Below are 26,282 nucleotides of genomic sequence, written 5' to 3'. Positions count from 1 at the left end.
GTAGTTGGATGAGGAGATTTATCAAGCTGATACGCGCGGAGACATCTCCCTCTCCGCGCGTTATTTACAGCAGGAACTTAGCGTTTTTTACCCAATGCCGCGGCGAGCGCATCGCCCATCGCGCTGTTGCCGGCAGGCGAGCTGGCGGGTTTGCCACGACCTTTGTTATTGGCCGCTGGACGGGTGTTTTCCTTACCTGCGCTGCGGTTGCTGCCGCGCGCATTACTTTCACCTGGCTGCTCATCCAGACGCATGGTGAGCGCAATACGTTTACGCTGCATATCCACTTCCATCACCTTCACTTTGACGATATCGCCGGCTTTCACCACCTGATGCGGATCTTCAACGAACTTGTCGGAAAGGGAGGAGATGTGCACCAAACCATCCTGATGCACGCCGATATCGACGAACGCACCGAAGTTGGTGACGTTGGTCACCGCGCCTTCCAGCACCATGCCAGGCAGTAGATCGTTAAGCGTTTCCACGCCTTCCGCAAACTGCGCGGTTTTAAACTCAGGACGTGGATCGCGGCCCGGTTTTTCCAGCTCTTTGATGATGTCGGTTACCGTTGGCAAGCCAAAACGCTCATCGGTAAATTCGCGTGCATTGAGATCGCGCAAGCTGCCGGGATTGCCCATCAGCTCATTGAGCGCCTGCTCAGTGGCGGTCAGAATGCGCTCAACCAGCGGATAAGCTTCCGGGTGCACGGTGGAGGCATCCAGCGGGTTGTCGCCGTGATTAATGCGCAGGAAGCCCGCGCACTGTTCAAAGGCTTTTGGCCCGAGACGGCTCACCTTCAGCAATTGCTGACGATTCTGGAAGCGGCCGTTCTCATCGCGCCAGCTGACAATATTTTGCGCCATCATGCGGGTTAAACCGGCCACGCGGGTCAACAGCGCCACTGATGCGGTGTTGAGATCGACGCCAACGGCGTTCACGCAGTCTTCCACCACCGCATCCAGTTTCTTCGCTAACTGGCTTTGGCTGACATCGTGCTGATATTGGCCTACGCCAATGGATTTCGGATCGATCTTCACCAGCTCGGCGAGCGGATCCTGCAGGCGACGCGCGATGGACACCGCGCCACGAATCGAAACGTCGAGATCCGGGAACTCCAGCGCTGCCAGCTCAGATGCCGAATACACCGATGCGCCGGCTTCGCTGACAATCACTTTTTGCGCGTTGATGTGCGGGAACTGCTTTTGCACGTCGAGGAAGAAACGCTCGGTTTCGCGCGAGGCGGTGCCGTTACCAATCGCCACCAGTTCAACCTGATGTTTAGCGCAGAGCGCAGCGACAGCCGTTGCCGCTTTTGCCGCCTGGCCGGTATGCGGATAAATGGTATCGGTGGCGACCAGTTTGCCGGTGGCATCCACGACTGCCACTTTTACGCCGGTACGCAAGCCTGGATCGAGGCCCATGGTGGCGCGCATGCCAGCCGGTGCGGCCATCAGCAAATCGTGCAGGTTACGGGCAAATACGTTGATGGCTTCATCTTCAGCGCGTTCACGAATGGTGCCCATCAATTCGGTTTCAAGGTGCAGCAGCACCTTGATGCGCCACGTCCAGCTCACTACCGCTTTACGCCAGCTGTCCGCCGGTGCGTTATTCAGGCGCAAGTTGAGATGTTCGGCGATCAGCGTTTCGCCATAGCTTTCACGCGGGGCTTCTTCGAACTGCGGATCGGCATTCAGCGACAGTTGCAGCACGCCTTCGTTGCGGCCGCGGAACATCGCCAGCGCACGGTGCGACGGCACGCCGCTCAGCGCTTCGTGGTGATCGAAGTAGTCGCGGAATTTCGCGCCTTCTTCCTCTTTGCCTTCCACCACGCGTGCCACCACATGCGCGTTCTTCCACAGATATTCACGCACTTTGGCCAGCAGCGTGGCGTCTTCGGCAAAGCGCTCCATCAGAATGTAGCGTGCGCCATCCAGCGCGGCACGAACGTCGGCAACACCTTTATCGGCATCAACGTAGCCGGCAGCCAACTGCTCGGGATCCTGTGAGGGGTCCTGCCACAGCGTTTCGGCCAGCGGTTCCAGACCGGCTTCAATCGCGATCTGTCCACGCGTGCGGCGCTTCTGTTTGTACGGCAGGTAAAGGTCTTCCAGCTCGGTTTTATTCAGCGTGCTGTTGATGGCGGTGGCAAGTTCAGGCGTGAGTTTGCCCTGTTCGTCGATAGATTTCAGAATCGACTGGCGACGATCGTCCAGCTCGCGCAGGTAACCCAAACGGCTCTCCAGCAAACGCAGCTGGGTGTCGTCCAGTCCACCGGTCACTTCCTTACGATAACGTGCGATAAACGGCACGGTGTTCCCTTCATCAAGTAAGCGAACGGCAGCATCTACCTGGTCGGCGCGTGCCTTCAGCTCACCTGCGATAATCTGGCTCAGTGAATCTTTCATCATCATTAACAATGCTTACACAGGGTTGGAAATAGGGGACAGTTATACGGAATGAGGCCGAAAATTGCCAGCCAGCGGCCAGTGAATCCGTCTTTTTCTGAATGCAGCGCGCGCAATCTTGCTGATGGCGAATCGGTCGCTTATTGTTAGCCTCTTTGCTGCGAAGAAACGCCGTCACCACGAGTTGAAGTCATGAAAACCCAACTGATTACCCGCGAAGGCTATAACAAGCTGCGCGCTGAACACGACCATTTGTGGAATGAAAAGCGTCCCGAAGTGACCAAAATCGTCTCCTGGGCGGCCAGCCTGGGCGATCGCTCGGAAAATGCCGATTACACCTACAATAAACGTCTGCTGCGCCAGATCGATCGCCGGGTGCGCTATCTGCGCAAATGCCTCGCCGATTTGAAAATTGTTGATTACGCGCCGCAGCAGGAGGGCAAAGTGTTTTTTGGTGCCTGGGTGCAAGTGGAGAATGAGCAGGGCGATGTGAAGCGTTTTCGCATTGTTGGCCCGGATGAAATTTATGGCGAGACGATGAAAGAGTATATCTCGATCGATTCGCCGATGGCGCGCGCGCTGATCAAGAAAGAAGTGGATGACGAAGTGGTGGTCAACACGCCTGAAGGGCAGAAGATGTGGTTCGTGAACAGCATCGAATATGTGAAAGAGACGCCTTAAAGAGCGTGTGCTGGTCGCCATGAATGGCGACCCTACGACGGATGTGCGCGTTCGTATTATTTGCCTGGCGTGGTCGCGGTGGTGGTTGACGTGCTGCTGCCTTTATCGCCACCGCCCATGGTTGCTAACGCCACACCCAGCAGCGCGCCTACGGCGCCAACACCGATAGCATCAGAGTTACCTTTCGCGGTCGTGGATGCCTGCGCACCCGCCGCTTCGCCCGCGCTGGTGGCAGCCTGAACCTGAGTGAAGCTGGTCAGTACTAATGCGCCCAGCAGAATTACGGTTTTTTTCATTTTTATCTCTCCACATGAACTCAATGACCGCAGTGTCAGAGATCGCGTGTTGAGAAGAAAGGGCTGTTTATTTACTGATTTATCAGCCTTTATTTAATGCTGGTCTTGTTTGTTTTCGGCGTGGAATTGTTCCGAGAGCAGTTGCGCGGCCCAAAGCTAAATCACGAGATTTTATACTGCCCACCGCACGCTGAAAGTGTATTCCGCACCGTGTCCTTAAGCCAAATTGCGCTGCGCGCCGTTCTGCGCGTGAGAATTTCTGTCATGAACCAGTAACAGAAAGAAAATGCGCCAAATTTTCAGATAAGCGCTAAGCAGCTTGAAAGCACAGATAAAAAACGCGAAGCGAAGCGCATTTCAGGGCTAAAAATAAATATAAGCCGCTGTTTAATATGCTTTGTAACAATTTCGGCTAGAATATAAACCATTAATGACTGTCACACTGAGGCCTCTTTTTTTAACAATATTGGCTCAGGCAATGGCGCCTTTGGGAGTTGAACATGCAAGAGAACTACAAAATTCTGGTCGTCGATGATGATATGCGTCTGCGTGCGTTGCTGGAGCGCTATCTCACCGAGCAGGGCTTTCAGGTGCGTAGCGTTGCCAACGCCGAGCAAATGGATCGACTGTTAACCCGCGAATCCTTCCACTTGATGGTGCTCGACTTGATGTTGCCGGGCGAAGATGGTTTGTCTATCTGCCGCCGTTTGCGCAGTCAAAGCAACCCAATGCCAATCATTATGGTCACCGCGAAGGGCGAGGAAGTGGATCGTATCGTTGGGCTGGAAATTGGTGCGGATGATTACATTCCAAAACCGTTCAACCCGCGCGAACTGCTGGCGCGTATTCGTGCCGTATTACGTCGTCAGGCTAACGAACTGCCAGGCGCGCCTTCGCAGGAAGAAGCGGTTATCGCCTTCGGTAAGTTCAAGCTGAACCTCGGCACGCGCGAGATGTTCCGCGAAGATGAGCCAATGCCGCTGACCAGCGGGGAGTTTGCCGTGCTAAAAGCGCTGGTGAGCCATCCGCGTGAGCCGCTGTCACGCGATAAGCTGATGAATCTGGCGCGTGGCCGTGAATACAGCGCCATGGAACGCTCCATCGACGTGCAGATTTCCCGTCTGCGTCGTATGGTGGAAGAAGATCCGGCGCACCCACGCTACATTCAGACCGTTTGGGGTCTTGGCTACGTATTCGTTCCGGACGGCAGCAAAGCATGAGGCGATTGCGCTTCTCACCCCGCAGTTCGTTTGCCCGCACCTTGTTATTGATTGTTACCTTGCTGTTCGTCAGCCTGGTAACAACCTATTTGGTGGTGCTCAATTTCGCCATTCTTCCAAGCTTGCAGCAGTTCAACAAGGTCCTCGCGTACGAAGTGCGTATGTTGATGACCGATCGGCTGCAGCTGGAAGATGGAACACAGTTGGAAGTGCCACCGGCCTTCCGACGCGAAATTTATCGTGAGCTGGGCATCTCGTTGTATACCAACGCGGCGGCGGAAGAGAGCGGTTTGCGCTGGGCGCAGCATTACGAATTCCTCAGTGAACAGATGGGCCAGCAGCTGGGCGGCCCCACCGACGTGCGTGTCGAGGTCAATAAAAACTCGCCGGTGGTGTGGCTGAAAACCTGGCTGTCGCCGGATATCTGGGTGCGCGTGCCGCTCACTGAAATCCATCAGGGCGATTTTTCCCCGCTGTTCCGCTACACGCTGGCAATTATGCTGTTGGCGATTGGCGGTGCCTGGCTATTTATCCGCATCCAAAACCGACCCTTAGTGGATTTGGAACATGCGGCGTTGCAGGTCGGTAAAGGCATTATTCCGCCGCCGCTACGCGAATACGGTGCATCTGAAGTGCGTTCGGTAACGCGGGCGTTTAACCAAATGGCGGCCGGTGTGAAGCAGTTGGCCGACGATCGTACCTTGCTGATGGCGGGGGTCAGCCATGACTTGCGTACGCCGCTGACGCGCATTCGTCTCGCCACCGAGATGATGGGCGAGCAGGATGGTTATCTGGCGGAGTCGATCAACAAAGATATCGAAGAGTGCAACGCGATTATCGAGCAGTTCATCGATTATCTGCGTACCGGTCAGGAGATGCAGACCGAGCGCGCCGACCTCAATAGCGTGCTGGGCGAAGTGGTCGCGGCAGAGAGCGGCTACGAGCGCGAGATTGAGAACGCAGTGATGACCGAAGATGTGATGCTGGATATCAACCCGTTATCGATTAAACGCGCGCTGGCGAATCTGGTGGTCAATGCGGCGCGTTACGGTAACGGATGGATTAAGGTTAGCAGCGGCAAGGAGCTGAACCGCGCGTGGTTCCAGGTGGAAGATGATGGTCCGGGCATTAAACCAGATCAGTTACAGCATCTGTTCCAGCCATTTGTGCGCGGCGACAGCGCGCGTAGCACTAGCGGCACCGGCCTCGGTTTAGCGATTGTGCAACGTATTATCGATGCGCATGAAGGCTCGCTGGAGATTGGCGAAAGCGATCGTGGTGGGTTACGTATCCGCGCGTGGTTGCCGATCCCAGAAGGCAGCGGCAGTACCGCGGTAGTGAGTATTAATCATAGTGTTTGATGCCAGGTGCGCATGAATGCGCCCCCTACGGTTGGTTTGTAGGGTGGGCATTTATGCCCACCTGGATTTCACATCACAGCTGTGGACCGGCCTGCACCAGCGCCTTCCCGGCGTCGTTATCGGTATACTTCTCAAAGTTGGTGATAAAGCGCTGCGCCAGATCCTGCGCGGCTTGCTGCCAGGCTGCTTCCGTTGGCCAGCTGCGGCGCGGATCGAGAATTGCGCTGTCCACCTGCGGTAAATGCTTCGGCATCTGCAGATTAAACACCGGCAAGGTTTCCGTCTCAACATCGTCCAGCTCACCCGCCAGAATCGCGTTGATGATAGCGCGCGTGTCTTTCAGCGAGATGCGCTTGCCGCTGCCATTCCAGCCGGTATTCACCAGATACGCCTGCGCCCCCGCCGCTTCCATGCGCTTCACCAGCACATCCGAATACTGCGTAGGATGCAGCGTCAGGAACGCCGCGCCGAAGCAAGCGGAGAAGGTCGGCGTCGGCTGGGTTACGCCGCGCTCGGTGCCGGCCAGCTTGGCGGTAAAGCCAGAAAGGAAGTGATATTGCGTCTGTTCTGGCGTTAGGCGTGAAACCGGCGGCAGCACGCCAAAAGCATCGGCGGTGAGGAAAATCACCCGCTTCGCATGGCCCGCTTTTGAGACCGGCTGCACGATGTTTTCGATATGCTCGATCGGGTAAGAGACGCGGGTGTTCTCGGTCTTGCTGCCGTCGGCGTAATCAACAGTGCCATCGGCGCGCACCACCACGTTTTCCAGCAGCGCATCACGGCGAATAGCACGATAAATTTCCGGCTCCGCCTGCGCTGACAGATTGATGGTTTTGGCGTAGCAGCCCCCTTCAAAGTTGAACACGCCATCGTCATCCCAGCCGTGCTCATCATCGCCAATCAGCTGACGATCCGGATCGGTGGATAAAGTGGTTTTGCCGGTGCCGGAGAGGCCGAAGAACACCGCCACATCGCCCGCTTTGCCGACGTTGGCCGAACAGTGCATCGACGCGATGCCTTTCAGCGGCAGCAGGTAGTTCATGATGGCGAACAGGCCTTTCTTCATTTCGCCGCCGTACCAGGTGCCGCCAATCAGCTGCATGCGCTCGGTCAGGTTGAAGGCGACAAAATTCTCCGAGTGCAGACCCTGCGCCTGCCAGTCCGGGTTGGTGCACTGCGCCGCGTTCATCACCACGAAATCGGGTGTGAAGTTAGCCAGTTCGGCCTCGCCCGGACGGATAAACATGTTTTTCACGAAGTGCGCCTGCCAGGCCACTTCCATCACGAAGCGCACGCTGAGGCGCGTGTCAGGATTGGCACCGCAGAACGCATCAACCACAAACAGACGTTTGCCGGAAAGCTGCTGGGTGCAGCGATCTTTCAGCGCCTGCCAGGTTTCCTGTGACAGCGGCTGGTTATCATTTTTGCCGTTGCCGACATCGTTCCACCACAGTGTGTCACGCGTGGTGTCATCCCGAACAATGTACTTATCTTTGGGCGAGCGCCCGGTGAAGATGCCGGTATCCACGGCAATGGCGCCGCTCTGCGTCAGAATGCCTCGCGCATAACCTTCCAGCTCTGGGCGAGTTTCTTCCTGAAACAGGGTGTCGAAATCAGGGTTGTACACCACTTCCGTGGTGCCGCTGATGCCCATAGAGGCGAGGTCTTGCGATGTCAGGCCGTTAACGCGCATGTGACTGCTCCTTTAATCGGTATCTGTTACTGCATATTTTTTATGGGGGATTCTGCTGCCTGCCTGCATAGCCACGCAGGGCAGATCGCGCGCAGTGTACTCTTATGAGCACAGCGGAAAAGAGAAGATAGTCAGAAATGCGAGCTGGAACGTGACAAGTAGAGAAATCTGCCACTTATGAAACTAAAGTCAGCGTTATTAAGCTAATAACCGTGATAAATGATAGGGATACGTTCAGAAGAAATGCGGGCGGATGAACCGCCCGGCAGGCGATTAATGCACTTGATCGCTGTTGTTGGTCGGCGCGTTACGAATGGCGGCAATATCCACAGCATCGTAAACATAGTGCGAACCGCAATAGTCGCAATGCATATCGATTTTGCCATCTTCTTCAAGGATTTCGTCCACTTCTTCCTCTGGCAGCGTTCTCAGCACTTCGCCGCAACGCTCGCGGGAGCAGGTGCACTTGAAGCTGACCGGCGACGGATCGAACACGGTGGCTTCTTCCTGATGATACAGGCGCCACAGCACGTCGGTAGCGGGCAGCTCAATCAGCTCTTCGCTTTTCACGGTTTCGGTCAGCGTGGCAAGGTGATTGAAATCATCCAGGCTTGGCTCTTGCGCTGGCAGCACCTGCAACAGAATGCCCGCCGCACCTTGCTCGCTGGTGCGAATAAACAGGCGCGTTGGTAACTGCTCAGAACGCATGAAGTAATCTTCCAGGCAGCCCGCCAGCGTATCCGCTTCCAGGCCAACTACGCCTTGATAACGCTCGCCTTTCTCTGGCGAGATGGTGATTACCAAATAACCGTTGCCCACCATCTCTTTCAGGCTGCTGCCCGGTGCGATCTCGGCGTCTTCTTTCACGCGCGCCACGCCACGCAGCTCCTGGCGGTTGTTACCGTTGATCACCGCCAGCGTCAGCGGACCGTCGCCCTGCACTTGTACCGTGATGTCGCCATCAAACTTCAGCGTCGCCGTCAGCAAGCTGGTGGCCACCAGCAGCTCGCCCAACAAGGTTTTTACCGGTTCAACGTAGTCATGATTTTTGACGATTTCACGCCAGGTTTCCGTCACGTTAACCAGCTCGCCACGCACGGCGACATTTTCAAACAGGTAGCGGTGCAGTTGATCGTTTGCAGACATAGTGTTTCTCTCGTTGGGGGCGCGTTATTTATCGCCCGACAATTTAAATTTCATCAGATCGCGGCGCTCTTTCTTGTCCGGGCGGCGATCGGGGTGCGGCATGGTTAAGGAATTCATCTTGCGCGCCAGCGCGGTCTTTTCACGCTTTTCGATGCTGGCGGCCGTTTCGGCATACAGCGCCTGGGCTTCAGTGGCCGGACGGCGCTGATCGGTGACGGCGGTAATCACTACCGTGCGTTCATCGTTGCCCTGACGCAGCGTCAGTTCGGCGTTCAGCTCCACCAATTTGCTGGGCTTGCTGCGCTGGCCGTTGTAATGCACTTTGCCGCCTTCCACCATTTCGCGTGCCAGCGCACGCGTTTTGTAGAAACGTGCGGCCCACAGCCATTTGTCGAGGCGGACGCCTTCGCTCACTTTCTCTTTCATCGTATTGCGGCTCCTGCTTTAGCGCAGCGTCTCACACAATTGACGATAATCTCTTACCGCCGGATGGCGCTGGAAACATAGATCGGGCCGGCCGGAATCCGGATTACTGACGCCTAAACACCAGCGAATACCCCAGCGTGTGGCTGCATCAAGAATCGCTTCGCTATCATCAATGAATAGCGTGCGCGCGCTGTCAAACGCAGTGTGTTGCTGAACGGCCTGCCAGAGACGCGGATCCTCTTTCGGATATCCAAAGGTATGGGTGGAAAGTAATAAATCAAGGTGGGCAGCTAATCCGGTCTGCTCCAGTTTGACATCCAGATTGTACGGATGCGCATTGGTCAGCAGAATCGTGCGCTTACCTGCAGCACGCAGCGCCTGCAATAGCGGCAGCGTATCTTCACGCATTGCCGCGCGGTGGCGCTTCTCCCACGTCATGGCGCGAATATCCAGCGCCAGTTCCTGCGACCAGTAATCGAGACAATACCAGTTTAGCGTATGCACCACGGCCTGATACTTCTGCTCAATCAGCTGATGCGCTTCGCCGAGCGTGATGGCGCGTTCACGACTTAAGGTTTCCGGAACGTGTTCCAGCCAGAAGTGGCGGTCGAAGGCGAGATCGAGCAAGGTGCCGTCCATATCCAGTAGCACGGTATCAATCTCTGACCAGTTAAGCGTAACCTGCATTTTCTTTCTCGCCGCAAAAAAGTGGGCGACAGGGTAGCACAGAAGGGAAGGGCTCAGAACAGCGAGCGCACGCTCTGCATAGTGTTCAGATTGTGGTTGAAGCACTTATCGTAATACTGCTGAATTTCCGCCATGCGCAGGCGATTGCGATGAATACGACGCAGCGCCAGCAAGCCGTTGATCACGACGCTGGCAATCAGCACCAGCATCAACAGCGCGGTACCCAAATAACGCCATTGCGCCATGGCATCGGGTTCGTTATGCAGCGCGATATGGCGCGTGCCATTTGCATCGGTGGTAATGCTAGTAATGATGCCGCTGGCGGCGAACGGCGTGTGCAGCAGCATGCCGGACATCCGTTGCAACTCGCGCCATTGCGAAGGGGCATCCAGATCGAACAGCGGTACCGACGGCTGCGGCTGCGTCACCATCTGACGACCTTCATCACTGATAATCAGGAAGCCACCCGGCGGCGGGCTATTAAGGTTTTCCGCCGCGCGACGGGTTTCACGCGAGAAGAAGCTGGACGTGGCGGTGTTAACCAGGTTTTCCAGCGCTTCCGCACTCACCGGGCGCAGCAGTACGTTCATGCCATTCAGCTTGCCGGAATCGGCACGGTGGATGAGCGAATCCCAATCCTTAGCATTGCCGAGATTCACCAGCGCATTTTTTAGTCGTACACAATCCTGCTGCTGGCTGCACAGATCCTGAGTTTTCAATACCAAATCGGAGAAGTCATCCAGCAGAATCATGCCCGATTTCTGAATCGCTGAGGCCAGTTGCGGATTGAGTTTCGGATCGGTGTTGGTTTCCGGATGCAGCTGATGCGTGGTGGTATCAAGCAGCGCGGAGGCTTTATCGATAATGTCCGATTGCGGCTGTGGCAGCGGGGCCGCGTTGTTCCAGTAAATCGCTGAACAGTCGAACGGCAAGTAGGCGTAGCTGCGGTTGCTTTGATAATTGCCTGGCACCGAACACATACCGGTGCCGCCCACTTTCAAACTATCGCCAATGTGCAGCGGCAGCGCATTTAGCTTATCAACGCTGTTTACTTCAATACTTTCAGTCCCTTTTACCCATGCCAGACTGAGTTTGATCGGCATGCTAAGCGGAATCCAGGTGAACAACATCACCAGCACCAACAGCGAGCCGCACGCCAGCACCAGATTTTTACGCCAGCGCTGCACCGGGAAATTACGCACTTCGTCCTGCAACGACAGGAAGCGGCCCTGACGCACCACCTGACGATTGAGGTACATGTCGACATCGGTGGTCTGACCTAAATCGTGCGCGACATACGGTTGCCAGTGCGTAGGATAGATGAGATCAATAATGCCGAGCGAGATGTTGCTCTGTTCTTGATTCGATTCGCCGAACAGGCCCCAGCGCTTAGGCGCACCGCGCAGGCAATGCACATCGCGCAAACCTTTGGCGCCGGGGAAGCGATAGAGGAACCACAGGCTGACGGCGATCATCAGACAGCCGAGCAAGGCAATCCACCCCATTAAACTGCCGGGCAGTACCAGACTCAGGAAGAACAGCAGAAAAGCAAGACAGATGACGATCGCTTCACGCGTGCCGTCGGCGCGTGACAGTTGATACTCTTCTGCAGTCTCTTTACGAACCTGCAGTAGCTCAACGTTCTCGCTCTCTTCTTTGCGAATCGATGCGTTGGTGGACACAGGGCGCACCAGCGGCGGCAGCGCGGGTTGTTCCACGGCGTAATTCACCAGCGAGTGACCGTTGAGCGAAATGACCAGCGGCAGCGTTTGCGTGCGGATGAGCTCAACGTAGTTCTCTTCGGCGATGTACTGTTCCCACAGCGGCGGCAGATGCACTTCGACTTCGTCGAGATAGTAGCGCCACTTCTGTGGATCGTCGGTGGAGAGACCATAGCGGGTGATGGAACGCGTTACGGGGTAGACATTATTGCTTTGTGCGGTGAGCGTCAGCGCTTCAGGTTCGCGTGACTTCTTTACAGATTGTGCACTGCTCTGTTGTTGCTGTTTGGCCAGCAACGCAAGGTACTTTTCAACGGCATCGCGCTCTTCGTCAGTGAGCTTTCGATTTGGCGGACTGATAAACGGCAGCGGTTTCGCCAACGGCGGACGATGCCGCATAGCGTACCAATAGCCGATACCTGCTAATAAGGAACAGGCGAGCATGACAGCCAGAATGACAATATAAGTGCTCATGCTTTGCTCAATCCAGCCAAAAAACTGCCTTCACGTTAACGATGTGCTCCCGATGAATCCATCAATAAAGTCAATTTTGGCGAGCAGATGTCATTCTGACAAGGGAAAAGTCAGATAAAATAACGCGCAAAATCATTTAATTATAGTTTGGTAGATTATTCCTCAACGGGATGTTAACCAGACACGACTCAATTAAATATCGGCATTTTCTGAATTTAACAAAACACCGTTGACTTATTGTGAATTTCTAACTGTATAGATAACAAGAAGTTGTTAGCAGCAGTAAGTGAATGTGTGTCACCATAGTTTACTTTAGCTGCGTGTCGCACAATAGTTCTGGCTTCGGTATGCTGGCGTCATCACGTTTCACAGGGTTGTGCTAAGTTTGAGGCTGATATGAAAACCCCAATGAAAAAACCTGACATCCTCCATGTGGAAGCGGTTGCCCGTTCCCGCCTGTTCACCATTGAAGCGATCGATCTCGCTTTCAGCAATGGCGCGCGCCGCGTCTATGAACGCATGAAGCCATCCGACCGTGAAGCGGTGATGATTGTGCCCATCATCGGCGATGATGTGATCCTGATTCAGGAGTACGCCGTGGGTCTGGAAAGTTACGAACTGGGCTTTCCGAAAGGGCTGATCGATCCTGGCGAAAGCGCCTTTGAAGCGGCCGATCGCGAACTGAAAGAAGAAGCGGGATTTGGTGCCACCAAACTGGAAGCGCTTGGCAAGCTCACCATGGCGCCCTCTTACTTCTCCAGCAAGATGAACATCGTGGTAGCGGAAGGCTTGTACGAAGAGAAGTTGGAAGGCGATGAGCCGGAGCCGCTGATTGTGCATCGCTGGCCGCTGAATAATTTGCTGGCACTGTTGGATGAACCCGATTTCCGCGAAGCACGTAATGTCAGTGCGCTGTTCATGGTGCGCGAGTGGCTGGTGAAGCAGGGTCGGTTAAGCTACTAAAATCATTTCACAGAATAAAAAAAAGCCGGCAGAGTTGCCGGCTTTTTTGATCAGAACAGTTCGTGGCTTTCGCCGTTGTCCATGATGGTGGTACCTACATCATGAACCGAATACTCCGTCGGCTGGGTACCGTTGATGAAGTACTCCTGGCGCGAATTGCCGCCGTTAGCCAGCTTGCCGGTGCCACGATCGATGTTGACGGTGACCACGCCATCCGGCGGCGTCAGCGGCTGCACCGGCACGCCTTCCAGCGCAGATTTCATATAGTCATCCCACGCTGGCTGCGCACTCTTCGCGCCGCCTTCGTAACCGGAGATTTGATCCGGAATCGCGCCTGACATGGTTGAACGACCCAGCGCGCGTGAATCATCGAAACCAATCCACACTGACGTCACCACGCCCGGACCGTAACCTGAGAACCACGCATCTTTCGAGCTGTTGGTGGTACCGGTTTTACCGCCGATATCGTTACGTTTCAGATCGCGACCGGCACGCCAACCCGTTCCCATCCAGCCGGGTTCGCCGAAGATGTTGGTGTTCAGCGCACTCTTGATCAGGAATGACAGCGGCGTGTTGATCACGTGCGGTGCATACTGCTGCTCGCCACCAGGCTGCGCAGGAACTTGCTCCAGCTCAGGCTGGGGCACGGTTTGGTTCTGCGATTGATCGGAAGTGGCGACATTTTCAATGCTCTCTTCATTCAGCGCCACCGACTTTTTGGTATCGCCATAGATCACCGGCAAGTTGCACTGCGGACAGGCAATTTTCGGTTTCTCTTCAAAGATCACGCCACCTTGTTCGTTCTCAATCTTACTGATGAAGTACGGATCGACCAGGAAGCCGCCGTTCGCCATCACCGCGTAGCCGCGCACCACCTGCATCGGGGTAAATGAAGCCGCACCTAGCGCTAACGATTCGGTATGCACGATGTTCTGCGCCGGGAAGCCGAAACGCTGCAGATATTCCGCCGCGTAATCCACGCCCATCGCACGCATCGCGCGCACCATCACCACGTTTTTCGACTCACCCAAACCCTGGCGTAAACGGATAGGACCGGCATAGGTTGGCGGTGAGTTTTTCGGACGCCAGTCGGCACCGGCACCGGCATCCCAGCGCGAAATCGGTACGTCATTGAGAATTGATGCCAGCGTTAAACCGCGATCCATCGCTGCGGTGTAGAGGAACGGCTTGATGTTGGAGCCGACCTGGCGCAGCGCTTGGGTTGCGCGGTTGAACATGCTTTGGTTGAAGTCGAAACCGCCGACCAATGCGCGAACGGCACCATCTTCTGGATTGAGCGACACCAGCGCGGAGTTCACTAATGGAACCTGGCCCAGCCACCAATCGTTATTCACTTTACGCACCCAAATCTGCTGGCCGGCTTGCAGCACCTGCGTCACACTGCGCGGCGTTGGGCCTTGCAGCGTGTCAGATTTGTAAGGGCGCGCCCAGCGTACACCCGCCATGTTGAGTGTCACGCTGCTGCCATCTTTCAACATTGCCGTGGCTTGATCGGCGCTGGCGCTGGTGATCACGGCCGCATTGAGCGGGCCATACGTTGGCAAGTTTTTCAGTGCGTTCTGAATGCGGGTTTGATCCCAGCTGGCTTCGCCCACTTTCCACAGCACGTTGGTCGGTCCGCGATAGCCGTGGCGCATGTCATACGCCATCACATTGTTACGCACCGCCTGCTGCGCGGCTTCCTGAAGGTGACGCGTAACGGTGGTGTAAACCTTGTAGCCGTCTTCATAAGCCTTATCGCCGTAACGCTTCACCATCTCCTGACGCACCATTTCACTTAAGTAAGGTGCCGAGAAAGCGATTTCCGGGCCGTGATAGCTGGCCGTGAGCGGCGAGTTGCGTGCTTCGTTATATTGCTGCTGCGTGATGTAGTTTTGATCCAGCATACGCGCCAGCACCACATTACGACGCGACAGCGCACGCGTATGAGAATAGAGCGGGTTAAAGGTTGACGGTGCTTTCGGCAGACCGGCAATCATCGCCATTTCACTCAGCGATAGCTGATCAATAGGTTTACCAAAATAGACCTGCGCCGCTGCGCCCACGCCATAAGCGCGATAGCCGAGATAAATCTTGTTGAGATACAGCTCAAGAATTTCATCTTTGCTCAGCAGCTGTTCGATGCGGATGGCGAGAAACGCTTCCTTAATCTTGCGCATTAAGGTGCGCTCTGGACTGAGGAAGAAGTTACGCGCCAGCTGCTGAGTAATGGTACTGGCGCCCTGTGAGGCGTGACCGGACATCAGCGCAATACTGGCCGCACGGAAAATCCCCACCGGATCGACACCATGATGCTCGTAGAAACGGCTATCTTCGGTGGCAATAAACGCTTTGATTAACTCAGGCGGCATCTGTTGTAGGGTCAGCGGGACACGTCGCTTCTCGCCGTACTGGGCGATCAGATCGCCATCCGCGCTGTAAACCTGCATAGGAGTTTGCAGGCGCACATCTTTCAATGTGTTCACATCGGGCAGCTGCGGCTCTATGTATTTGTACAAACCATAAACCGTGCCGGCTCCCAGCAAAATGCAACACACTGCAAGGATCAATAAATACTTTACGAACTTCACCTGAGAATTCCCATCTGTTGTCGTTTGAGCAGTTTATAAGCAACCGCGCGGTAGTATAAAGACAAGCCTGACGCATTCATATACCCGCCATAATTGAAGTTGCCGGTGCGTTGGCTGCGTGTGTTCACCTCAGTCACTTACTTTAGTAAGTGGCTGGGGATGCGCCCACTTGCCGCCTTCCTGCAATGCCAATTCTTTAGGGTATCAGCACGCTTACCTTTTAATGATAAGGAGATCGCGCGTATGGCTTTTCAGCGCTGGCAAATTGGACTGGATATCCAAAACGGGCAACTGTGCGCCCTTGGCATCGAACGCCGACGTCATGGGTGGCAGTTACGACACTGGTGGCAACAAACGCTGCCGCAAGATACGTTAAGAAACGGCGTGCTGCAAACCACGCCTGCGTTACTGGATATGTTAGGGCGTTGGCAGCGCCATCTGCCGAAACGCTATTCACTGCGCGTTGGGCTACCGCCGCAACTGGTATTGCAACGTACCTTGCCACTGCCAGAAACCTCGCTGCGTGAGCCAGCGTTGGGACGCTATGTGGCGGCTTCCGCGCAACGCCTGTTTCCTGTCGAGCCTGCGTCGCTGTCGCTGGATTATCGCTCGCCGGGCAAGGATTCGCCGCTTTGCGTTACTGCGGCGCGGCGCGAGGTCATTGCACAATGGCTGACGCCGCTCAAGCAGGCGGATTTGCGGCCGGATGTGCTTGAATTGAGTAGCCTGGCGCTAACGCAGATCGCCCTGCGCATGCCTTTGCGTCACAACCACTTATTGATACATCCGCTCAGCGATCATTGGCTGTGGACGCTGGCGGGTGAAAGCACCCTGTCAGGTGCGGCCACGGAACCTCTTACGCTCGCGCAGTTGCGCGAAACCTTCCCGCAGATGGAATGCGTGTTCTGCACGTCAACGCAGGTTTTACCTGAGCCGCAGGTTAAGCGCTGCAAGCCGTTTTCGCTGCTGCACTATCTACAGCCGCCGTTGCCTGCGCAAGAAGGTCATTTCGCTATCGCGCTTGGACTGGCGCTGCGTCCGGAGGATGCGTGATGCTGGCGGTCAACTTACTTCCCTGGCGCATCCAGCAATCGCAGCGACGACGCCAGCAGAGCATGTCGCTGCTGGCCCTTACGTTGGTATTCACCTTGTTCATCCTCTGCTTACTCTGGTGGCGCGGCGTAATTACACGGCAGCAACAGGCGCAAGCGCTGATGGATAGCACCTATAGCCTCAACTCGCTGCAACAACAGCTGGAACAGCAGCAATTATTGCTACAGCAGCGAGAATCACTCCTTCAGGCGCAGCGGGCGCTGCAGCAACGACAAGATCAGCATCAGCGCTGGCAGCATTTTTGGCAGCAGTTGCCGGAATTAATGCCCGACACCTTGTGGCTTAATCGCCTTGAGCGGCGACAAGGACAACTGCTACTGGAAGGGCAGGCGCAGAGCATGGCGGCAATTAGTGACTTTCGTCATCAGCTAATGACCCAGCAGCTGTTCAGCAGCGTAAAGCAGGGCGGTGTGAAGCGCGAGCTTGGCGGTGACTATCGTTTCGCTTTACATGCGCGTGTGCAGGAGGTGGCAGATGAATGAACTCTTGCTGCGCTGGCTGATGCTCACGCTGCCGCTGCGCATGGTGTGGCTGTTGATGTTATCCCTGCTGCTCTTTGCGCTGACGTGGATTGTGCTGCTTCGTCCACAACAACAGATGAATGACACGCAAGAGCGGCAGTTGGAACAGATGCAGCAACAGCAACAGCAGCGGCTGCAACAGCTGGCTGCACTTCCGGCCATGAGGGACTTACAGAGCGAGATTAGCGCGCTGCAGCAATCGTTGCTGGATGCTGGCTTTCAGCAAACGCTGGAGAGGATTGTGGCTGCGCGCGGCAGTCAGCTTGAGGCCTGGCAGCCGGACAGCCAGCCGCAACAGCTGCAGTTACGGCTCATCTGGTCGCAATTTCTGCCCCTGTTTAGCGAGCTGGCCACCACCTCATTACCTGTTCCACAGCGTTTTCAGCTGCAAGCCGAGCAGGGCGTACTGCAAACGCAGCTTTGGCTGGAGAGCGAAGATGCGGAGTAATACGTTGCTATTACTACTTTGCAGCTCCCTGGCATTCGCCCGCGATCCTTTCCAGCCGCTGGCAGAAACGCGGTGCCAGGCGCAGGTTGCCGCACCAGAAGGCTGGCGCTTGCAGGGCATCATCGGCACGGCGCCGCGCTTCGTGGCGTGGCTGGTGTCGCCGCAAGGCAAAAGCTATCAACTACTTGATCAAACGCCCTTCCCACAGCCACCCTGGCAAGTGGTAAAGCTTACATCCCGCACGTTGGTGTTGAACGCTGTGCAAAGTTGCACCCCGCAGCAAATCACATGGGTAATAAAAGGAGGTTTTTATGAAATGGATGACGTCACTGCTCCTGCTTTGTCTGAGCATGCCGCTAAGCGCCAATGATGATCGGTTAAGCCTAACGTTTGATGACGCGCCAGTTGAACGCATTTTGCAGGCATTGGCAGATTATCAGCAGACCAATCTGCTGATTGCGCCGGGCGTTGAAGGTCGGCTGTCGCTGCGCTTAGATAATGTTGACTGGCATCGCGCGCTTGCGCTGGTGACGCAACTGGCAAAACTCACCGTGGTGCAGGAAGAGGGCGTGTTGCTGGTCTATCCGGAAAGCTGGCAACAGCTGCAGGCGCAACAGGAAAAGGTGGAGCGCGAGGAGGAGAAACAGCAAACGCCGCTGGCTCAACAAACGGTGATGCTGCATTACGCCAGTGCCAGCGATATCTACCGGAGCCTTCAGGCCGAGCGTTCGTTGATGACGCCGCGCGGTAGCGTCACGGTAGATAGTCGCACCAACAGTTTGCTGCTACGTGATACGGCCGAGGCGCTGCGAGACACCGAGCGTTGGCTTAAAGCGCTGGATCTACCGCTTGAGCAGGTTGAGCTTGCCGCGCATATCGTCACCATTAATGAAGAGCATTTACGTGAGCTGGGCGTTAATTGGGGTACGTCGCCAGCGGAGGTGGTGACGCAGGCGCTGCGCAACCCGCTACTCGACATTCCACTGGCGGTGGGCAATCCGGCGTTTCGCGCTGGCGTGACGCTGGGCCAGTTCAGCGGTGAATTGCTCAATCTTGAGCTGAGTGCGCTGGAGCAGGAGAACCAAATCGAAATTATCGCCAGTCCGCGGCTGTTTACCTCGCATCAGCAAACCGCCAGCATCAAGCAAGGAACCGAAATTCCTTACGAGGTGAAATCGGGCAACAGTGGTGCGACGGCCATCGAATTTAAAGAGGCAGTGCTGGGCATGGAGGTAACGCCCGTGGTGCTGGGAAATGGTCGAATCCAGCTCAAGCTGCGGCTCAGCCAGAACTTGCCGGGACGCAGTTTAAGCATCGGCGACAATCAGGTGCTGAGTATTGATAAACAAGAGATCGAAACGCAGGTGACGCTGCGCGATGGCGAAACCTTAGCGCTCGGTGGCATTTTCCAACAGCAGCGCTCGCAGAGCGAAAAACGCGTACCCTTGCTGGGCGACCTGCCGCTGCTGGGGAATTTGTTCCGCCAGCAATCTGATGAGCAGAAGAAAAAGGAGCTGGTGATCTTTATTACCCCCAGACTGGTCAGGGAAGCAGCGCTTACTGCCGGATAAAGCGGAAAATTCGTTCTGTGAGGCCAACTGCGTTGACGCAGGGCTGGAATTAGCTTACAAGGTTTAGCGATTTTCAAAACGGTGTAACGGAACGCGGCAGAATAACCTTCCGAATGACGTCGGTCACAAGCGATACTGACGTCAAAAGAAATATCTCCAAAATAATTCGAGCTTCAGTAAGACGTTAAATGAGTGAATTTACTGTGCTTACATCAGTAAGCGATTACAGTGGATGACCCCGGCCAGCGTGCCTGTAGCACGAAATATAGTGGATTAGCGAAGGTGCGTTACCGTCTCGCGAACCACAGACCGGTCCTGTTAAGAGGTCGCCGGGGGCAATTTATTCGGTTGCCAAACGGCCATGAGTGTTGAGATAATTTTCCGTCTGACTCTTGTTAACGCTCATGAGGTCTCAGTTCCTGTCCCGCCAGCTACGCTGAACGCGGGGTATCATCAACGAATTCTTAGTAATACCGATAAAATGGCAGAGAAACGCAATATCTTTCTGGTTGGGCCGATGGGTGCCGGCAAAAGCACTATTGGTCGTCAGTTGGCTCAGCAACTCAATATGGAATTTTTCGATTCCGATCAGGAAATTGAGCGACGCACCGGAGCGGATGTAGGCTGGGTATTTGATGTGGAAGGCGAAGAAGGCTTCCGCGATCGTGAAGAAAAGATCATTAATGAGCTGACCGAGAAGCAAGGCATTGTGCTCGCGACCGGTGGCGGCTCAGTCAAATCCCGCGAGACCCGTAATCGTCTCTCCGCCCGCGGTGTGGTCGTATACCTTGAAACCACCATCGAAAAGCAGCTTGCTCGTACCCAGCGTGATAAAAAGCGTCCGCTGTTGCAGGTTGAATCACCGCCGCGCGAAGTACTGGAAGCGCTAGCAGGTGAACGTAATCCGCTTTATGAAGAGATCGCTGATGTCACTATTCGCACTGACGATCAAAGTGCAAAAGTGGTGGCCAATCAGATCATCAACATGCTGGAAAAGAACTAATCCAGCGCCCTGAGGGCTCAGCAATAGGTATCGGTCATCATGGAGAAGATCACTGTTTCACTCGGGGATCGCAGTTACCCCATTACCATCGCTGCCGGACTGTTTAACGATCCGGCTTCTTTTTGGCCGCTCAAAGCAGGCGACAATGCCATGCTGGTGACAAACCAGACGCTGGCGCCGATCTATCTCGAACCCCTGTCAGCGCTTCTTAGCAATGCCGGTGTAAAGGTGGATCAAGTCATTTTGCCTGATGGTGAGCAGTACAAAACGCTGGCTGTAATGGACGAGGTGTTCACCGCGCTGCTGAAAAAGCCGCACGGCCGTGATACCACGCTGATTGCACTCGGTGGTGGAGTGATTGGTGACTTGACCGGATTTGCTGCAGCCAGCTATCAGCGTGGCGTGCGCTTTATTCAGGTGCCGACCACCTTGTTGTCTCAGGTTGACTCCTCCGTCGGTGGAAAAACCGCGGTAAACCATCCACTCGGCAAAAACATGATTGGGGCGTTTTATCAGCCTGCGTCTGTCGTTGTGGATACCCATTGCCTGGCCACTCTGCCGCCGCGCGAATTAGCGTCCGGTCTGGCGGAAGTGATCAAATACGGCATTATTCTTGATGGCGAATTCTTCCAGTGGCTGGAGCAGAACCTTGATGCTCTGCTGGCGCTGGATGAAAAAGCCCTTGCTTACTGTATCCGTCGCTGCTGCGAGCTAAAAGCAGAAGTGGTAGCGGCTGATGAGCGCGAAACCGGCGTACGCGCACTGCTCAATCTGGGCCATACTTTTGGTCATGCGATTGAAGCGCATATGGGCTACGGCAACTGGCTGCACGGCGAAGCGGTGTCGGCTGGCATGGTGATGGCCGCACGTACCGCTGAACGTTTGGGTCAGTTCACCTCGGGCGAAACCGATCGTATTATCGCGCTGCTGTTGCGTGCCGGTTTGCCAGTGCATGGCCCGGCGAGCATGGCAGCGGAAGATTATTTGCCACACATGATGCGCGATAAAAAAGTGCTGGCGGGCGAGTTGCGTCTGGTGCTGCCTCTCGCTATTGGCCGCTCTGAAGTGCGTGCAGGTGTTGCACATGATATGGTGCTGGCTGCAATTAACGATTGCCAGAAACCCTGATTATTAGACGTGACGAGTGGTGATGCGGCGTGTGGGAAGCGCGTCGTTTTACGGAGGAGGCTAAATGGATGAGTTCAAACCGGAAGACGAGTTAAAACCTGACGCCAGTGATCGCCGTCCGACGCGGCCACGCAAATCGTCTTCTGCGCCAAAAGTGAAAGTACCGGTTTCTCGTCAGCATATGATGATGGGCATTGGTATTTTGGTTCTGCTATTGGTGGTGCTGGGTATAGGTTCAGCATTAACCGGCCCAGACGAGAAGAAACCCGCAACGAATACCGCTAATAACGGCGCGGCACCTTCTGCCGGTGGCAGCGAAAAGAACATCGACCTTTCGGGATCGACGTCTATGAGCGGCCAGCAAAATGCCACTCCTTCAGCTGAAAGCAGCGCACCGCAAAACACGGCGGGCACGGCTGCACCAGCGGGCAATGACTCACAATCCATCTCGATGCCATCGGTCTCTTCTACGCCGACCCAGGCTGCGCCTGTGGATACGCCAGCCAACCAACAGCGCGTCACGCTGCCGGGCGATCTCAATACTGCGCTGAACAATCAGCAAGGTTCAGTTGATGCTGCGGCACAAGGTGCGCAGGGCAACAGTTCGCTGCCAACCGCACCGGCAACGGTTAGCGGCAATGGTAAAGCGATTACGCCGCCCGCGATGCGTCCAGAAACACCTGCGCGCACCAGCAATAACGGTACACGCGAGACGCATGCGTCGACCCCGCATAAAGCACCGGCCGCTTCTAAACCGGCACCCGTGAAAGATAACAACACACGCACCACCGCGACGCGCAATGCCGCGCCTGCGACTTCGAGCGGTGCCAGCAAGTCGCTGCCGTCAGGCGGAAATTACACGCTGCAGCTGAGCGGTGCGTCGAAAGAAGAGAGCCTGAACGCCTGGGCGAGAAAACAGAACCTGAGCGGTTATCACGTGTATAAAACCACGCGTAACGGTGAGCCTTGGTATGTGTTGGTCAGCGGTGCTTACGCCACGCCAGCCGATGCGAAACGCGCCGTGGCATCACTGCCAGCGGAAGTGCGTGCAGCCAATCCGTGGGTAAAACCGCTTAGCCAGGTGAAGAAAGAAAGTCAGTAATTGATGTGGGGCCGCGCAAATGCGGCCCCGTTTAAAGCGCAGAGCTGCTGTCGGTTTCACCACAGCCAATAATTAAGATGTAATAACCACGACAGCATGAAAAAAAATCGCGCTTTCCTGAAATGGGCCGGAGGGAAATACCCGCTCCTTGATGACATTCGTCGTCATTTGCCACAAGGTGATTGTCTTATCGAACCCTTTGTCGGCGCTGGTTCTGTGTTCCTCAACACCGATTATGACCGCTATCACCTGGCGGACATCAACGGTGATCTCATCAATCTGTATAACATCGTTAAAACGCGCACTGCGGGTTTCATTGAAGACGCGCGTCAGCTCTTCAATGCCGAAGGTAATACCGCGGAAACCTACTACGCGCAGCGCATCGCTTTCAATGCGAGCAAAGATGAATATCAGCGCGCAGTACTGTTCTTGTATCTCAATCGCCACGGTTATAACGGGCTTTGCCGCTACAATCTGCGCGGTGAGTTTAACGTGCCTTTTGGCCGTTATCGTAAGCCGTATTTCCCTGAAGCGGAGCTGTTATGGTTTGCCGAACGGGCGCAAAAAGCGACCTTTGTCTGTGAATCGTACGATGTTACTCTGAACAACGCCGTTGAAGGCTCAGTCGTTTATTGCGATCCGCCGTATGCACCGCTTTCAGCGACAGCGAATTTTACCGCGTACCATACCAACAGTTTTAGTCTGCGCGAGCAGCAGCATCTGGCGGAATTGGCCAATAAGCTGGCGCAGCAAAATCGCATCCCGGTACTGATTTCTAATCACGATACGGTGCTCACGCGTGAGTGGTATCAGAATGCGGATTTACACGTAGTCAAAGCCCGGCGTTCCATCAGCCGAAGCATAAGTGGTCGCACTCAGGTCGACGAACTGCTGGCGCTTTTCCGCTAGCCTGTTTCGTCCGCGACCAAGGCATTACGCCAGCTCCGGCTGGCGCACAAAATTGGGAGAATCGGATGAAACAATTTTTACTGGCCCCTTCAATTCTGGCTGCAGACTTCGCCCGTTTAGGTGAAGACACGGCCAAAGCGCTGGCGGCAGGTGGTGATGTGGTCCATTTCGATGTGATGGATAACCACTACGTTCCCAATCTGACGATGGGGCCGATGGTGCTGAAAGCGCTGCGCGATTACGGCATCACTGCACCTATTGATGTGCATCTGATGGTCAAACCTGTGGATGCATTGATCCCGGAATTCGCAAAAGCAGGCGCCACCTTCATTACTTTCCATCCGGAAGCCAGTGAGCATGTTGACCGCACGCTGCAGCTGATCAAAGAGCACGGCTGCAAAGCCGGACTGGTATTCAATCCTGCCACGCCGCTCGACTACCTCGATTATGTAATGGATAAGCTGGACATCATTCTGTTGATGTCGGTCAACCCAGGTTTTGGCGGTCAATCCTTCATTCCCGGAACGCTCGATAAATTGCGCGAGGCACGTCGCCTGATCGATCAAAGCGGCTACAACATTCGTCTGGAAGTTGATGGCGGTGTGAAAATCGATAACATCGGTCAAATTGCTGCCGCCGGCGCTGACATGTTTGTTGCGGGTTCTGCGATCTTTGGTCATCCGGATTACAAAAAAGTGATCGATGAAATGCGTGGCGAACTGGAGAAAGTTAATGGCTCATTTCACTGATATCCGCGCGCTGGCGTTTGATCTGGACGGTACGCTGGTTGATAGCGCGCCAGGTTTAGCACAAGCCATCGATCATGCGCTGGCCGATCTGCAACTGCCGCCGCCGGGTGTGACATTAGCCTCCACCTGGATTGGTAACGGCGCAGACGTGATGATGAGCCGTGCGCTGACCTGGGCGCTAGGACGCGAGCCACATGCTGAAGAGCAACGCGATGCGCGTGCGCTGTTTGATAAGTATTACGCGCAAACGGTGGAAGCGGGCAGCACGCTGTTCCCGCAGGTGAAAGAGACGCTGGCAGCGCTGCAGGCGAAAGGCCTGCCGCTGGCGATCGTCACCAATAAGCCCACACCGTTTGTTGCTCCGCTGCTTAAGTCGCTCGGTATTGCCGAATACTTCACGCAGATTATCGGCGGTGACGACGTGATAGTGAAAAAGCCCCATCCGGCGGCCATTTTCCTGGTACTCGGCCATTTTGGTGTGCTTCCCGGACAATTGCTGTTTGTCGGCGATTCCCGCAATGATATTCTCGCGGCCCAAGCGGCAGGCGTACCGAACATCGGTATGACATTTGGCTACAACTACGGTGAGCCGATTGCGACCAGCCTTCCCGATTTAACTCTCGACTCTTTTGACGAACTTTTGCCCGCTATCGGGCTGTGATTATCAGGACATAACATGAGCAAACCCATCGTTTTCAGCGGCGCCCAGCCTTCCGGTGAACTGACCATTGGCAACTATATGGGTGCGCTGCGTCAGTGGGTGCAGATGCAGGATGACTTCCACTGCATTTACTGCATCGTCGATCTGCACGCCATCACCGTACGTCAGGATCCTGTTGCGCTGCGTAAAGCCACGCTGGATACCTTAGCGCTCTATCTTGCCTGCGGCATCGACCCGGCTAAAAGCACCATCTTTGTTCAGTCGCACGTGCCAGAGCACGCGCAGCTGAGTTGGGTGCTGAACTGCTACGCCTATTTCGGCGAATTGAGCCGCATGACGCAGTTCAAAGATAAATCAGCGCGCTACTCGGAAAACATCACCGCGGGTTTGTTTGATTATCCGGTGTTGATGGCGGCCGATATCCTGCTGTATCAAACCAATCAGGTGCCGGTTGGCGAGGATCAGAAGCAGCATCTGGAACTGAGCCGCGATATCGCGCAGCGTTTCAATGCGCTATACGGCGATGTGTTCAAAGTGCCAGAGCCGTTCATTCCGAAATCGGGCGCACGCGTGATGTCGCTGCTTGAGCCGACGAAGAAAATGTCCAAGTCAGACGACAACCGCAATAACGTGATTGGTCTGCTGGAAGACACTAAAGCGGTGGTCAAGAAGATCAAACGCGCGGTGACTGACTCCGCCGAGCCACCAGTGGTGCGCTACGACGTCAAAGAGAAAGCCGGTGTTTCCAACTTGCTGGATATTCTCTCAGGCGTGACCGGCAAAACCATTGCCGAGCTGGAGCAGGAGTTCGAAGGCAAAATGTACGGCCACCTGAAAGGCGCGGTAGCGGATGCGGTTTCCGGCATGCTGACCGATCTGCAGGAGCGCTACCATCGTTTCCGTAACGACGAAGAGCTGCTGAATCAGGTGATGCGCGATGGCGCAGCGAAAGCCCGCGCGCATGCGCAGGAAACGCTGAAGAAAGTGTACGAAGCGGTCGGCTTTGTCGCGCAGCCGTAAGCGGCTGGCGGGATAACGCGTAACGGCGGGTCGTTATGACCTAATGCCGATCAGTTATGCGCAGAGCGACTTTCGTTCGCCATTGGCTGTGGCAGTTGCAGTTCAGCCGTGCGGCGAACGAGAAGAGGGCGTCTGGCCACGCCCTCTTCACTCCCGGGCCCTGCGCCAGCCCAACCCGCCGCTACGCGGTGCCTTCACTCGACAAGATTCCTGACGGACCGGCGGCGATTCGCTCCTGCTCAGCGCCGCCTCTCACCGCATCCATGCGGTTCGCCCTGGAATCCCTCTCTCGCTCAGCGGGTTAGGATGTCGCCTCAACACCCACGCTGCTACTGCAGTGCATATTAAACTGCATAATCGCTGCCAGAATTGTAGGGTCGTCATTAATGACGA

24 protein-coding genes are annotated in these 26,282 nt (G+C 55.4%); 16 read left to right on the top strand and 8 right to left on the bottom strand.

The features are described from left to right. Window positions 1-77: 77 nt before the first annotated feature. Window positions 78-2,405 carry a Tex family protein gene (locus AC6I8K_RS17515; RefSeq protein ID WP_497827263.1) on the bottom strand — a complete coding sequence of 776 codons (2,328 nt, stop codon included), beginning with the start codon at window positions 2,403-2,405 and terminating at the stop codon, window positions 78-80. 192 nt (window positions 2,406-2,597) lie between these two features. On the opposite strand from AC6I8K_RS17515, the gene greB reads away from it, so the two are divergent. After that, window positions 2,598-3,086, top strand: coding sequence for a transcription elongation factor GreB (greB, locus tag AC6I8K_RS17510; protein WP_064741231.1), 489 nt, complete (start codon window positions 2,598-2,600; stop codon window positions 3,084-3,086). A gap of 56 nt (window positions 3,087-3,142) precedes the next feature. On the opposite strand, the gene yjbE is transcribed toward greB, so the two are convergent. After that, a complete protein-coding gene (gene yjbE / locus AC6I8K_RS17505) occupies window positions 3,143-3,382 on the bottom strand; it encodes an exopolysaccharide production protein YjbE (protein ID WP_064741230.1) in 240 nt (79 codons plus the stop codon). 500 nt (window positions 3,383-3,882) lie between these two features. Here yjbE and ompR point away from each other — a divergent pair, with 500 nt between their 5' ends. Together ompR and envZ are read left to right on the top strand one after the other, a co-directional pair. After that, a complete protein-coding gene (gene ompR / locus AC6I8K_RS17500; protein WP_001157751.1) occupies window positions 3,883-4,602 on the top strand; it encodes an osmolarity response regulator transcription factor OmpR in 720 nt (239 codons plus the stop codon). Next, window positions 4,599-5,963, top strand: a complete 1,365-nt coding sequence (gene envZ / locus AC6I8K_RS17495) for a two-component system sensor histidine kinase EnvZ (protein ID WP_064741228.1) — start codon at window positions 4,599-4,601, stop codon at window positions 5,961-5,963. Before ompR ends, envZ begins: the two co-directional genes overlap by 4 nt. 73 nt (window positions 5,964-6,036) lie before the next feature. On the opposite strand, the gene pckA is transcribed toward envZ, so the two are convergent. The 5 genes from pckA to AC6I8K_RS17470 all read right to left on the bottom strand — a co-directional run bounded on the left by pckA (window position 6,037) and on the right by AC6I8K_RS17470 (window position 12,110). Further along, complete coding sequence (gene pckA / locus AC6I8K_RS17490) at window positions 6,037-7,656, bottom strand: phosphoenolpyruvate carboxykinase (ATP) (RefSeq protein WP_483816358.1); 1,620 nt, start codon at window positions 7,654-7,656, stop codon at window positions 6,037-6,039. 273 nt (window positions 7,657-7,929) lie between these two features. After that, window positions 7,930-8,802, bottom strand: coding sequence for an Hsp33 family molecular chaperone HslO (hslO, locus tag AC6I8K_RS17485; protein WP_064739738.1), 873 nt, complete (start codon window positions 8,800-8,802; stop codon window positions 7,930-7,932). 24 nt (window positions 8,803-8,826) lie between these two features. Then, window positions 8,827-9,228 carry a ribosome-associated heat shock protein Hsp15 gene (gene hslR, locus AC6I8K_RS17480; protein ID WP_064739737.1) on the bottom strand — a complete coding sequence of 134 codons (402 nt, stop codon included), beginning with the start codon at window positions 9,226-9,228 and terminating at the stop codon, window positions 8,827-8,829. A gap of 18 nt (window positions 9,229-9,246) precedes the next feature. Then, complete coding sequence (gene yrfG, locus AC6I8K_RS17475) at window positions 9,247-9,915, bottom strand: GMP/IMP nucleotidase (protein ID WP_064739736.1); 669 nt, start codon at window positions 9,913-9,915, stop codon at window positions 9,247-9,249. A gap of 53 nt (window positions 9,916-9,968) precedes the next feature. Next, complete coding sequence (locus AC6I8K_RS17470) at window positions 9,969-12,110, bottom strand: intracellular growth attenuator family protein (RefSeq protein WP_483816357.1); 2,142 nt, start codon at window positions 12,108-12,110, stop codon at window positions 9,969-9,971. 396 nt (window positions 12,111-12,506) lie between these two features. Between AC6I8K_RS17470 and nudE the strand changes: the two genes are divergently transcribed. After that, complete coding sequence (gene nudE, locus AC6I8K_RS17465) at window positions 12,507-13,073, top strand: ADP compounds hydrolase NudE (protein ID WP_064739734.1); 567 nt, start codon at window positions 12,507-12,509, stop codon at window positions 13,071-13,073. A 50-nt stretch (window positions 13,074-13,123) separates the two neighbouring features. On the opposite strand, the gene mrcA is transcribed toward nudE, so the two are convergent. After that, window positions 13,124-15,664, bottom strand: a complete 2,541-nt coding sequence (gene mrcA / locus AC6I8K_RS17460; RefSeq protein ID WP_064739733.1) for a peptidoglycan glycosyltransferase/peptidoglycan DD-transpeptidase MrcA — start codon at window positions 15,662-15,664, stop codon at window positions 13,124-13,126. A 243-nt stretch (window positions 15,665-15,907) separates the two neighbouring features. On the opposite strand from mrcA, the gene pilM reads away from it, so the two are divergent. From pilM to trpS, 12 genes are all read left to right on the top strand, one after another. Further along, window positions 15,908-16,717 carry a pilus assembly protein PilM gene (pilM, locus tag AC6I8K_RS17455; RefSeq protein WP_483816356.1) on the top strand — a complete coding sequence of 270 codons (810 nt, stop codon included), beginning with the start codon at window positions 15,908-15,910 and terminating at the stop codon, window positions 16,715-16,717. Beyond that, window positions 16,717-17,259: a PilN domain-containing protein gene (locus tag AC6I8K_RS17450; RefSeq protein WP_497827126.1), complete on the top strand. Its 543-nt coding sequence runs from the start codon at window positions 16,717-16,719 to the stop codon at window positions 17,257-17,259. Before pilM ends, AC6I8K_RS17450 begins: the two co-directional genes overlap by 1 nt. Further along, window positions 17,252-17,746 carry a HofO family protein gene (locus AC6I8K_RS17445; protein WP_483816354.1) on the top strand — a complete coding sequence of 165 codons (495 nt, stop codon included), beginning with the start codon at window positions 17,252-17,254 and terminating at the stop codon, window positions 17,744-17,746. The genes AC6I8K_RS17450 and AC6I8K_RS17445 overlap by 8 nt, the downstream gene beginning before the upstream one ends. Beyond that, window positions 17,736-18,116, top strand: coding sequence for a HofP DNA utilization family protein (locus AC6I8K_RS17440; protein WP_483816353.1), 381 nt, complete (start codon window positions 17,736-17,738; stop codon window positions 18,114-18,116). The genes AC6I8K_RS17445 and AC6I8K_RS17440 overlap by 11 nt, the downstream gene beginning before the upstream one ends. Then, a complete protein-coding gene (gene hofQ / locus AC6I8K_RS17435; RefSeq protein WP_497827125.1) occupies window positions 18,058-19,317 on the top strand; it encodes a DNA uptake porin HofQ in 1,260 nt (419 codons plus the stop codon). Before AC6I8K_RS17440 ends, hofQ begins: the two co-directional genes overlap by 59 nt. A 481-nt stretch (window positions 19,318-19,798) precedes the next feature. Then, window positions 19,799-20,320, top strand: coding sequence for a shikimate kinase AroK (aroK, locus tag AC6I8K_RS17430; RefSeq protein WP_008107887.1), 522 nt, complete (start codon window positions 19,799-19,801; stop codon window positions 20,318-20,320). Window positions 20,321-20,359: 39 nt separating this feature from the next. After that, window positions 20,360-21,448, top strand: a complete 1,089-nt coding sequence (gene aroB / locus AC6I8K_RS17425) for a 3-dehydroquinate synthase (protein ID WP_064739727.1) — start codon at window positions 20,360-20,362, stop codon at window positions 21,446-21,448. 64 nt (window positions 21,449-21,512) lie between these two features. Continuing rightward, window positions 21,513-22,550 (top strand): SPOR domain-containing protein, encoded by a 1,038-nt coding sequence (locus tag AC6I8K_RS17420; RefSeq protein ID WP_483816351.1) that lies wholly within the window; start codon window positions 21,513-21,515, stop codon window positions 22,548-22,550. A gap of 96 nt (window positions 22,551-22,646) precedes the next feature. Then, a complete protein-coding gene (dam, locus tag AC6I8K_RS17415; RefSeq protein WP_064739725.1) occupies window positions 22,647-23,459 on the top strand; it encodes an adenine-specific DNA-methyltransferase in 813 nt (270 codons plus the stop codon). Between the two features lie 65 nt (window positions 23,460-23,524). Beyond that, entirely contained in the window at window positions 23,525-24,208 is a 684-nt protein-coding gene (rpe, locus tag AC6I8K_RS17410; RefSeq protein WP_007892266.1) for a ribulose-phosphate 3-epimerase, read from the top strand. Next, window positions 24,192-24,869, top strand: coding sequence for a phosphoglycolate phosphatase (locus AC6I8K_RS17405; protein WP_497827124.1), 678 nt, complete (start codon window positions 24,192-24,194; stop codon window positions 24,867-24,869). The genes rpe and AC6I8K_RS17405 overlap by 17 nt, the downstream gene beginning before the upstream one ends. A 15-nt stretch (window positions 24,870-24,884) precedes the next feature. Continuing rightward, entirely contained in the window at window positions 24,885-25,889 is a 1,005-nt protein-coding gene (trpS, locus tag AC6I8K_RS17400; protein ID WP_064739723.1) for a tryptophan--tRNA ligase, read from the top strand. The last annotated feature ends 393 nt before the right edge of the window (window positions 25,890-26,282 follow it).

This window comes from Pantoea sp. X-Soil-ISGK-421 (assembly GCF_059730785.1).
This window is presented reverse-complemented; position numbering and strand designations above follow the sequence as displayed.

Bases quoted from the DNA above. Each gene is read 5' to 3' on its own strand.
- aroK (WP_008107887.1), top strand. From the start codon at position 19,799: ATGGCAGAGAAACGCAATATCTTTCTGGTTGGGCCGATGGGTGCCGGC.
- aroB (WP_064739727.1), top strand. From the start codon at position 20,360: ATGGAGAAGATCACTGTTTCACTCGGGGATCGCAGTTACCCCATTACC.
- AC6I8K_RS17450 (WP_497827126.1), top strand. From the start codon at position 16,717: ATGCTGGCGGTCAACTTACTTCCCTGGCGCATCCAGCAATCGCAGCGA.
- yjbE (WP_064741230.1), bottom strand. From the start codon at position 3,382: ATGAAAAAAACCGTAATTCTGCTGGGCGCATTAGTACTGACCAGCTTC.
- dam (WP_064739725.1), top strand. From the start codon at position 22,647: ATGAAAAAAAATCGCGCTTTCCTGAAATGGGCCGGAGGGAAATACCCG.
- pilM (WP_483816356.1), top strand. From the start codon at position 15,908: ATGGCTTTTCAGCGCTGGCAAATTGGACTGGATATCCAAAACGGGCAA.
- AC6I8K_RS17440 (WP_483816353.1), top strand. From the start codon at position 17,736: ATGCGGAGTAATACGTTGCTATTACTACTTTGCAGCTCCCTGGCATTC.
- hslO (WP_064739738.1), bottom strand. From the start codon at position 8,802: ATGTCTGCAAACGATCAACTGCACCGCTACCTGTTTGAAAATGTCGCC.
- greB (WP_064741231.1), top strand. From the start codon at position 2,598: ATGAAAACCCAACTGATTACCCGCGAAGGCTATAACAAGCTGCGCGCT.
- trpS (WP_064739723.1), top strand. From the start codon at position 24,885: ATGAGCAAACCCATCGTTTTCAGCGGCGCCCAGCCTTCCGGTGAACTG.
- AC6I8K_RS17420 (WP_483816351.1), top strand. From the start codon at position 21,513: ATGGATGAGTTCAAACCGGAAGACGAGTTAAAACCTGACGCCAGTGAT.
- pckA (WP_483816358.1), bottom strand. From the start codon at position 7,656: ATGCGCGTTAACGGCCTGACATCGCAAGACCTCGCCTCTATGGGCATC.
- AC6I8K_RS17515 (WP_497827263.1), bottom strand. From the start codon at position 2,405: ATGAAAGATTCACTGAGCCAGATTATCGCAGGTGAGCTGAAGGCACGC.
- AC6I8K_RS17405 (WP_497827124.1), top strand. From the start codon at position 24,192: ATGGCTCATTTCACTGATATCCGCGCGCTGGCGTTTGATCTGGACGGT.
- yrfG (WP_064739736.1), bottom strand. From the start codon at position 9,915: ATGCAGGTTACGCTTAACTGGTCAGAGATTGATACCGTGCTACTGGAT.
- envZ (WP_064741228.1), top strand. From the start codon at position 4,599: ATGAGGCGATTGCGCTTCTCACCCCGCAGTTCGTTTGCCCGCACCTTG.
- AC6I8K_RS17470 (WP_483816357.1), bottom strand. From the start codon at position 12,110: ATGAGCACTTATATTGTCATTCTGGCTGTCATGCTCGCCTGTTCCTTA.
- hofQ (WP_497827125.1), top strand. From the start codon at position 18,058: ATGAAATGGATGACGTCACTGCTCCTGCTTTGTCTGAGCATGCCGCTA.
- nudE (WP_064739734.1), top strand. From the start codon at position 12,507: ATGAAAACCCCAATGAAAAAACCTGACATCCTCCATGTGGAAGCGGTT.
- AC6I8K_RS17445 (WP_483816354.1), top strand. From the start codon at position 17,252: ATGAATGAACTCTTGCTGCGCTGGCTGATGCTCACGCTGCCGCTGCGC.
- ompR (WP_001157751.1), top strand. From the start codon at position 3,883: ATGCAAGAGAACTACAAAATTCTGGTCGTCGATGATGATATGCGTCTG.
- rpe (WP_007892266.1), top strand. From the start codon at position 23,525: ATGAAACAATTTTTACTGGCCCCTTCAATTCTGGCTGCAGACTTCGCC.
- hslR (WP_064739737.1), bottom strand. From the start codon at position 9,228: ATGAAAGAGAAAGTGAGCGAAGGCGTCCGCCTCGACAAATGGCTGTGG.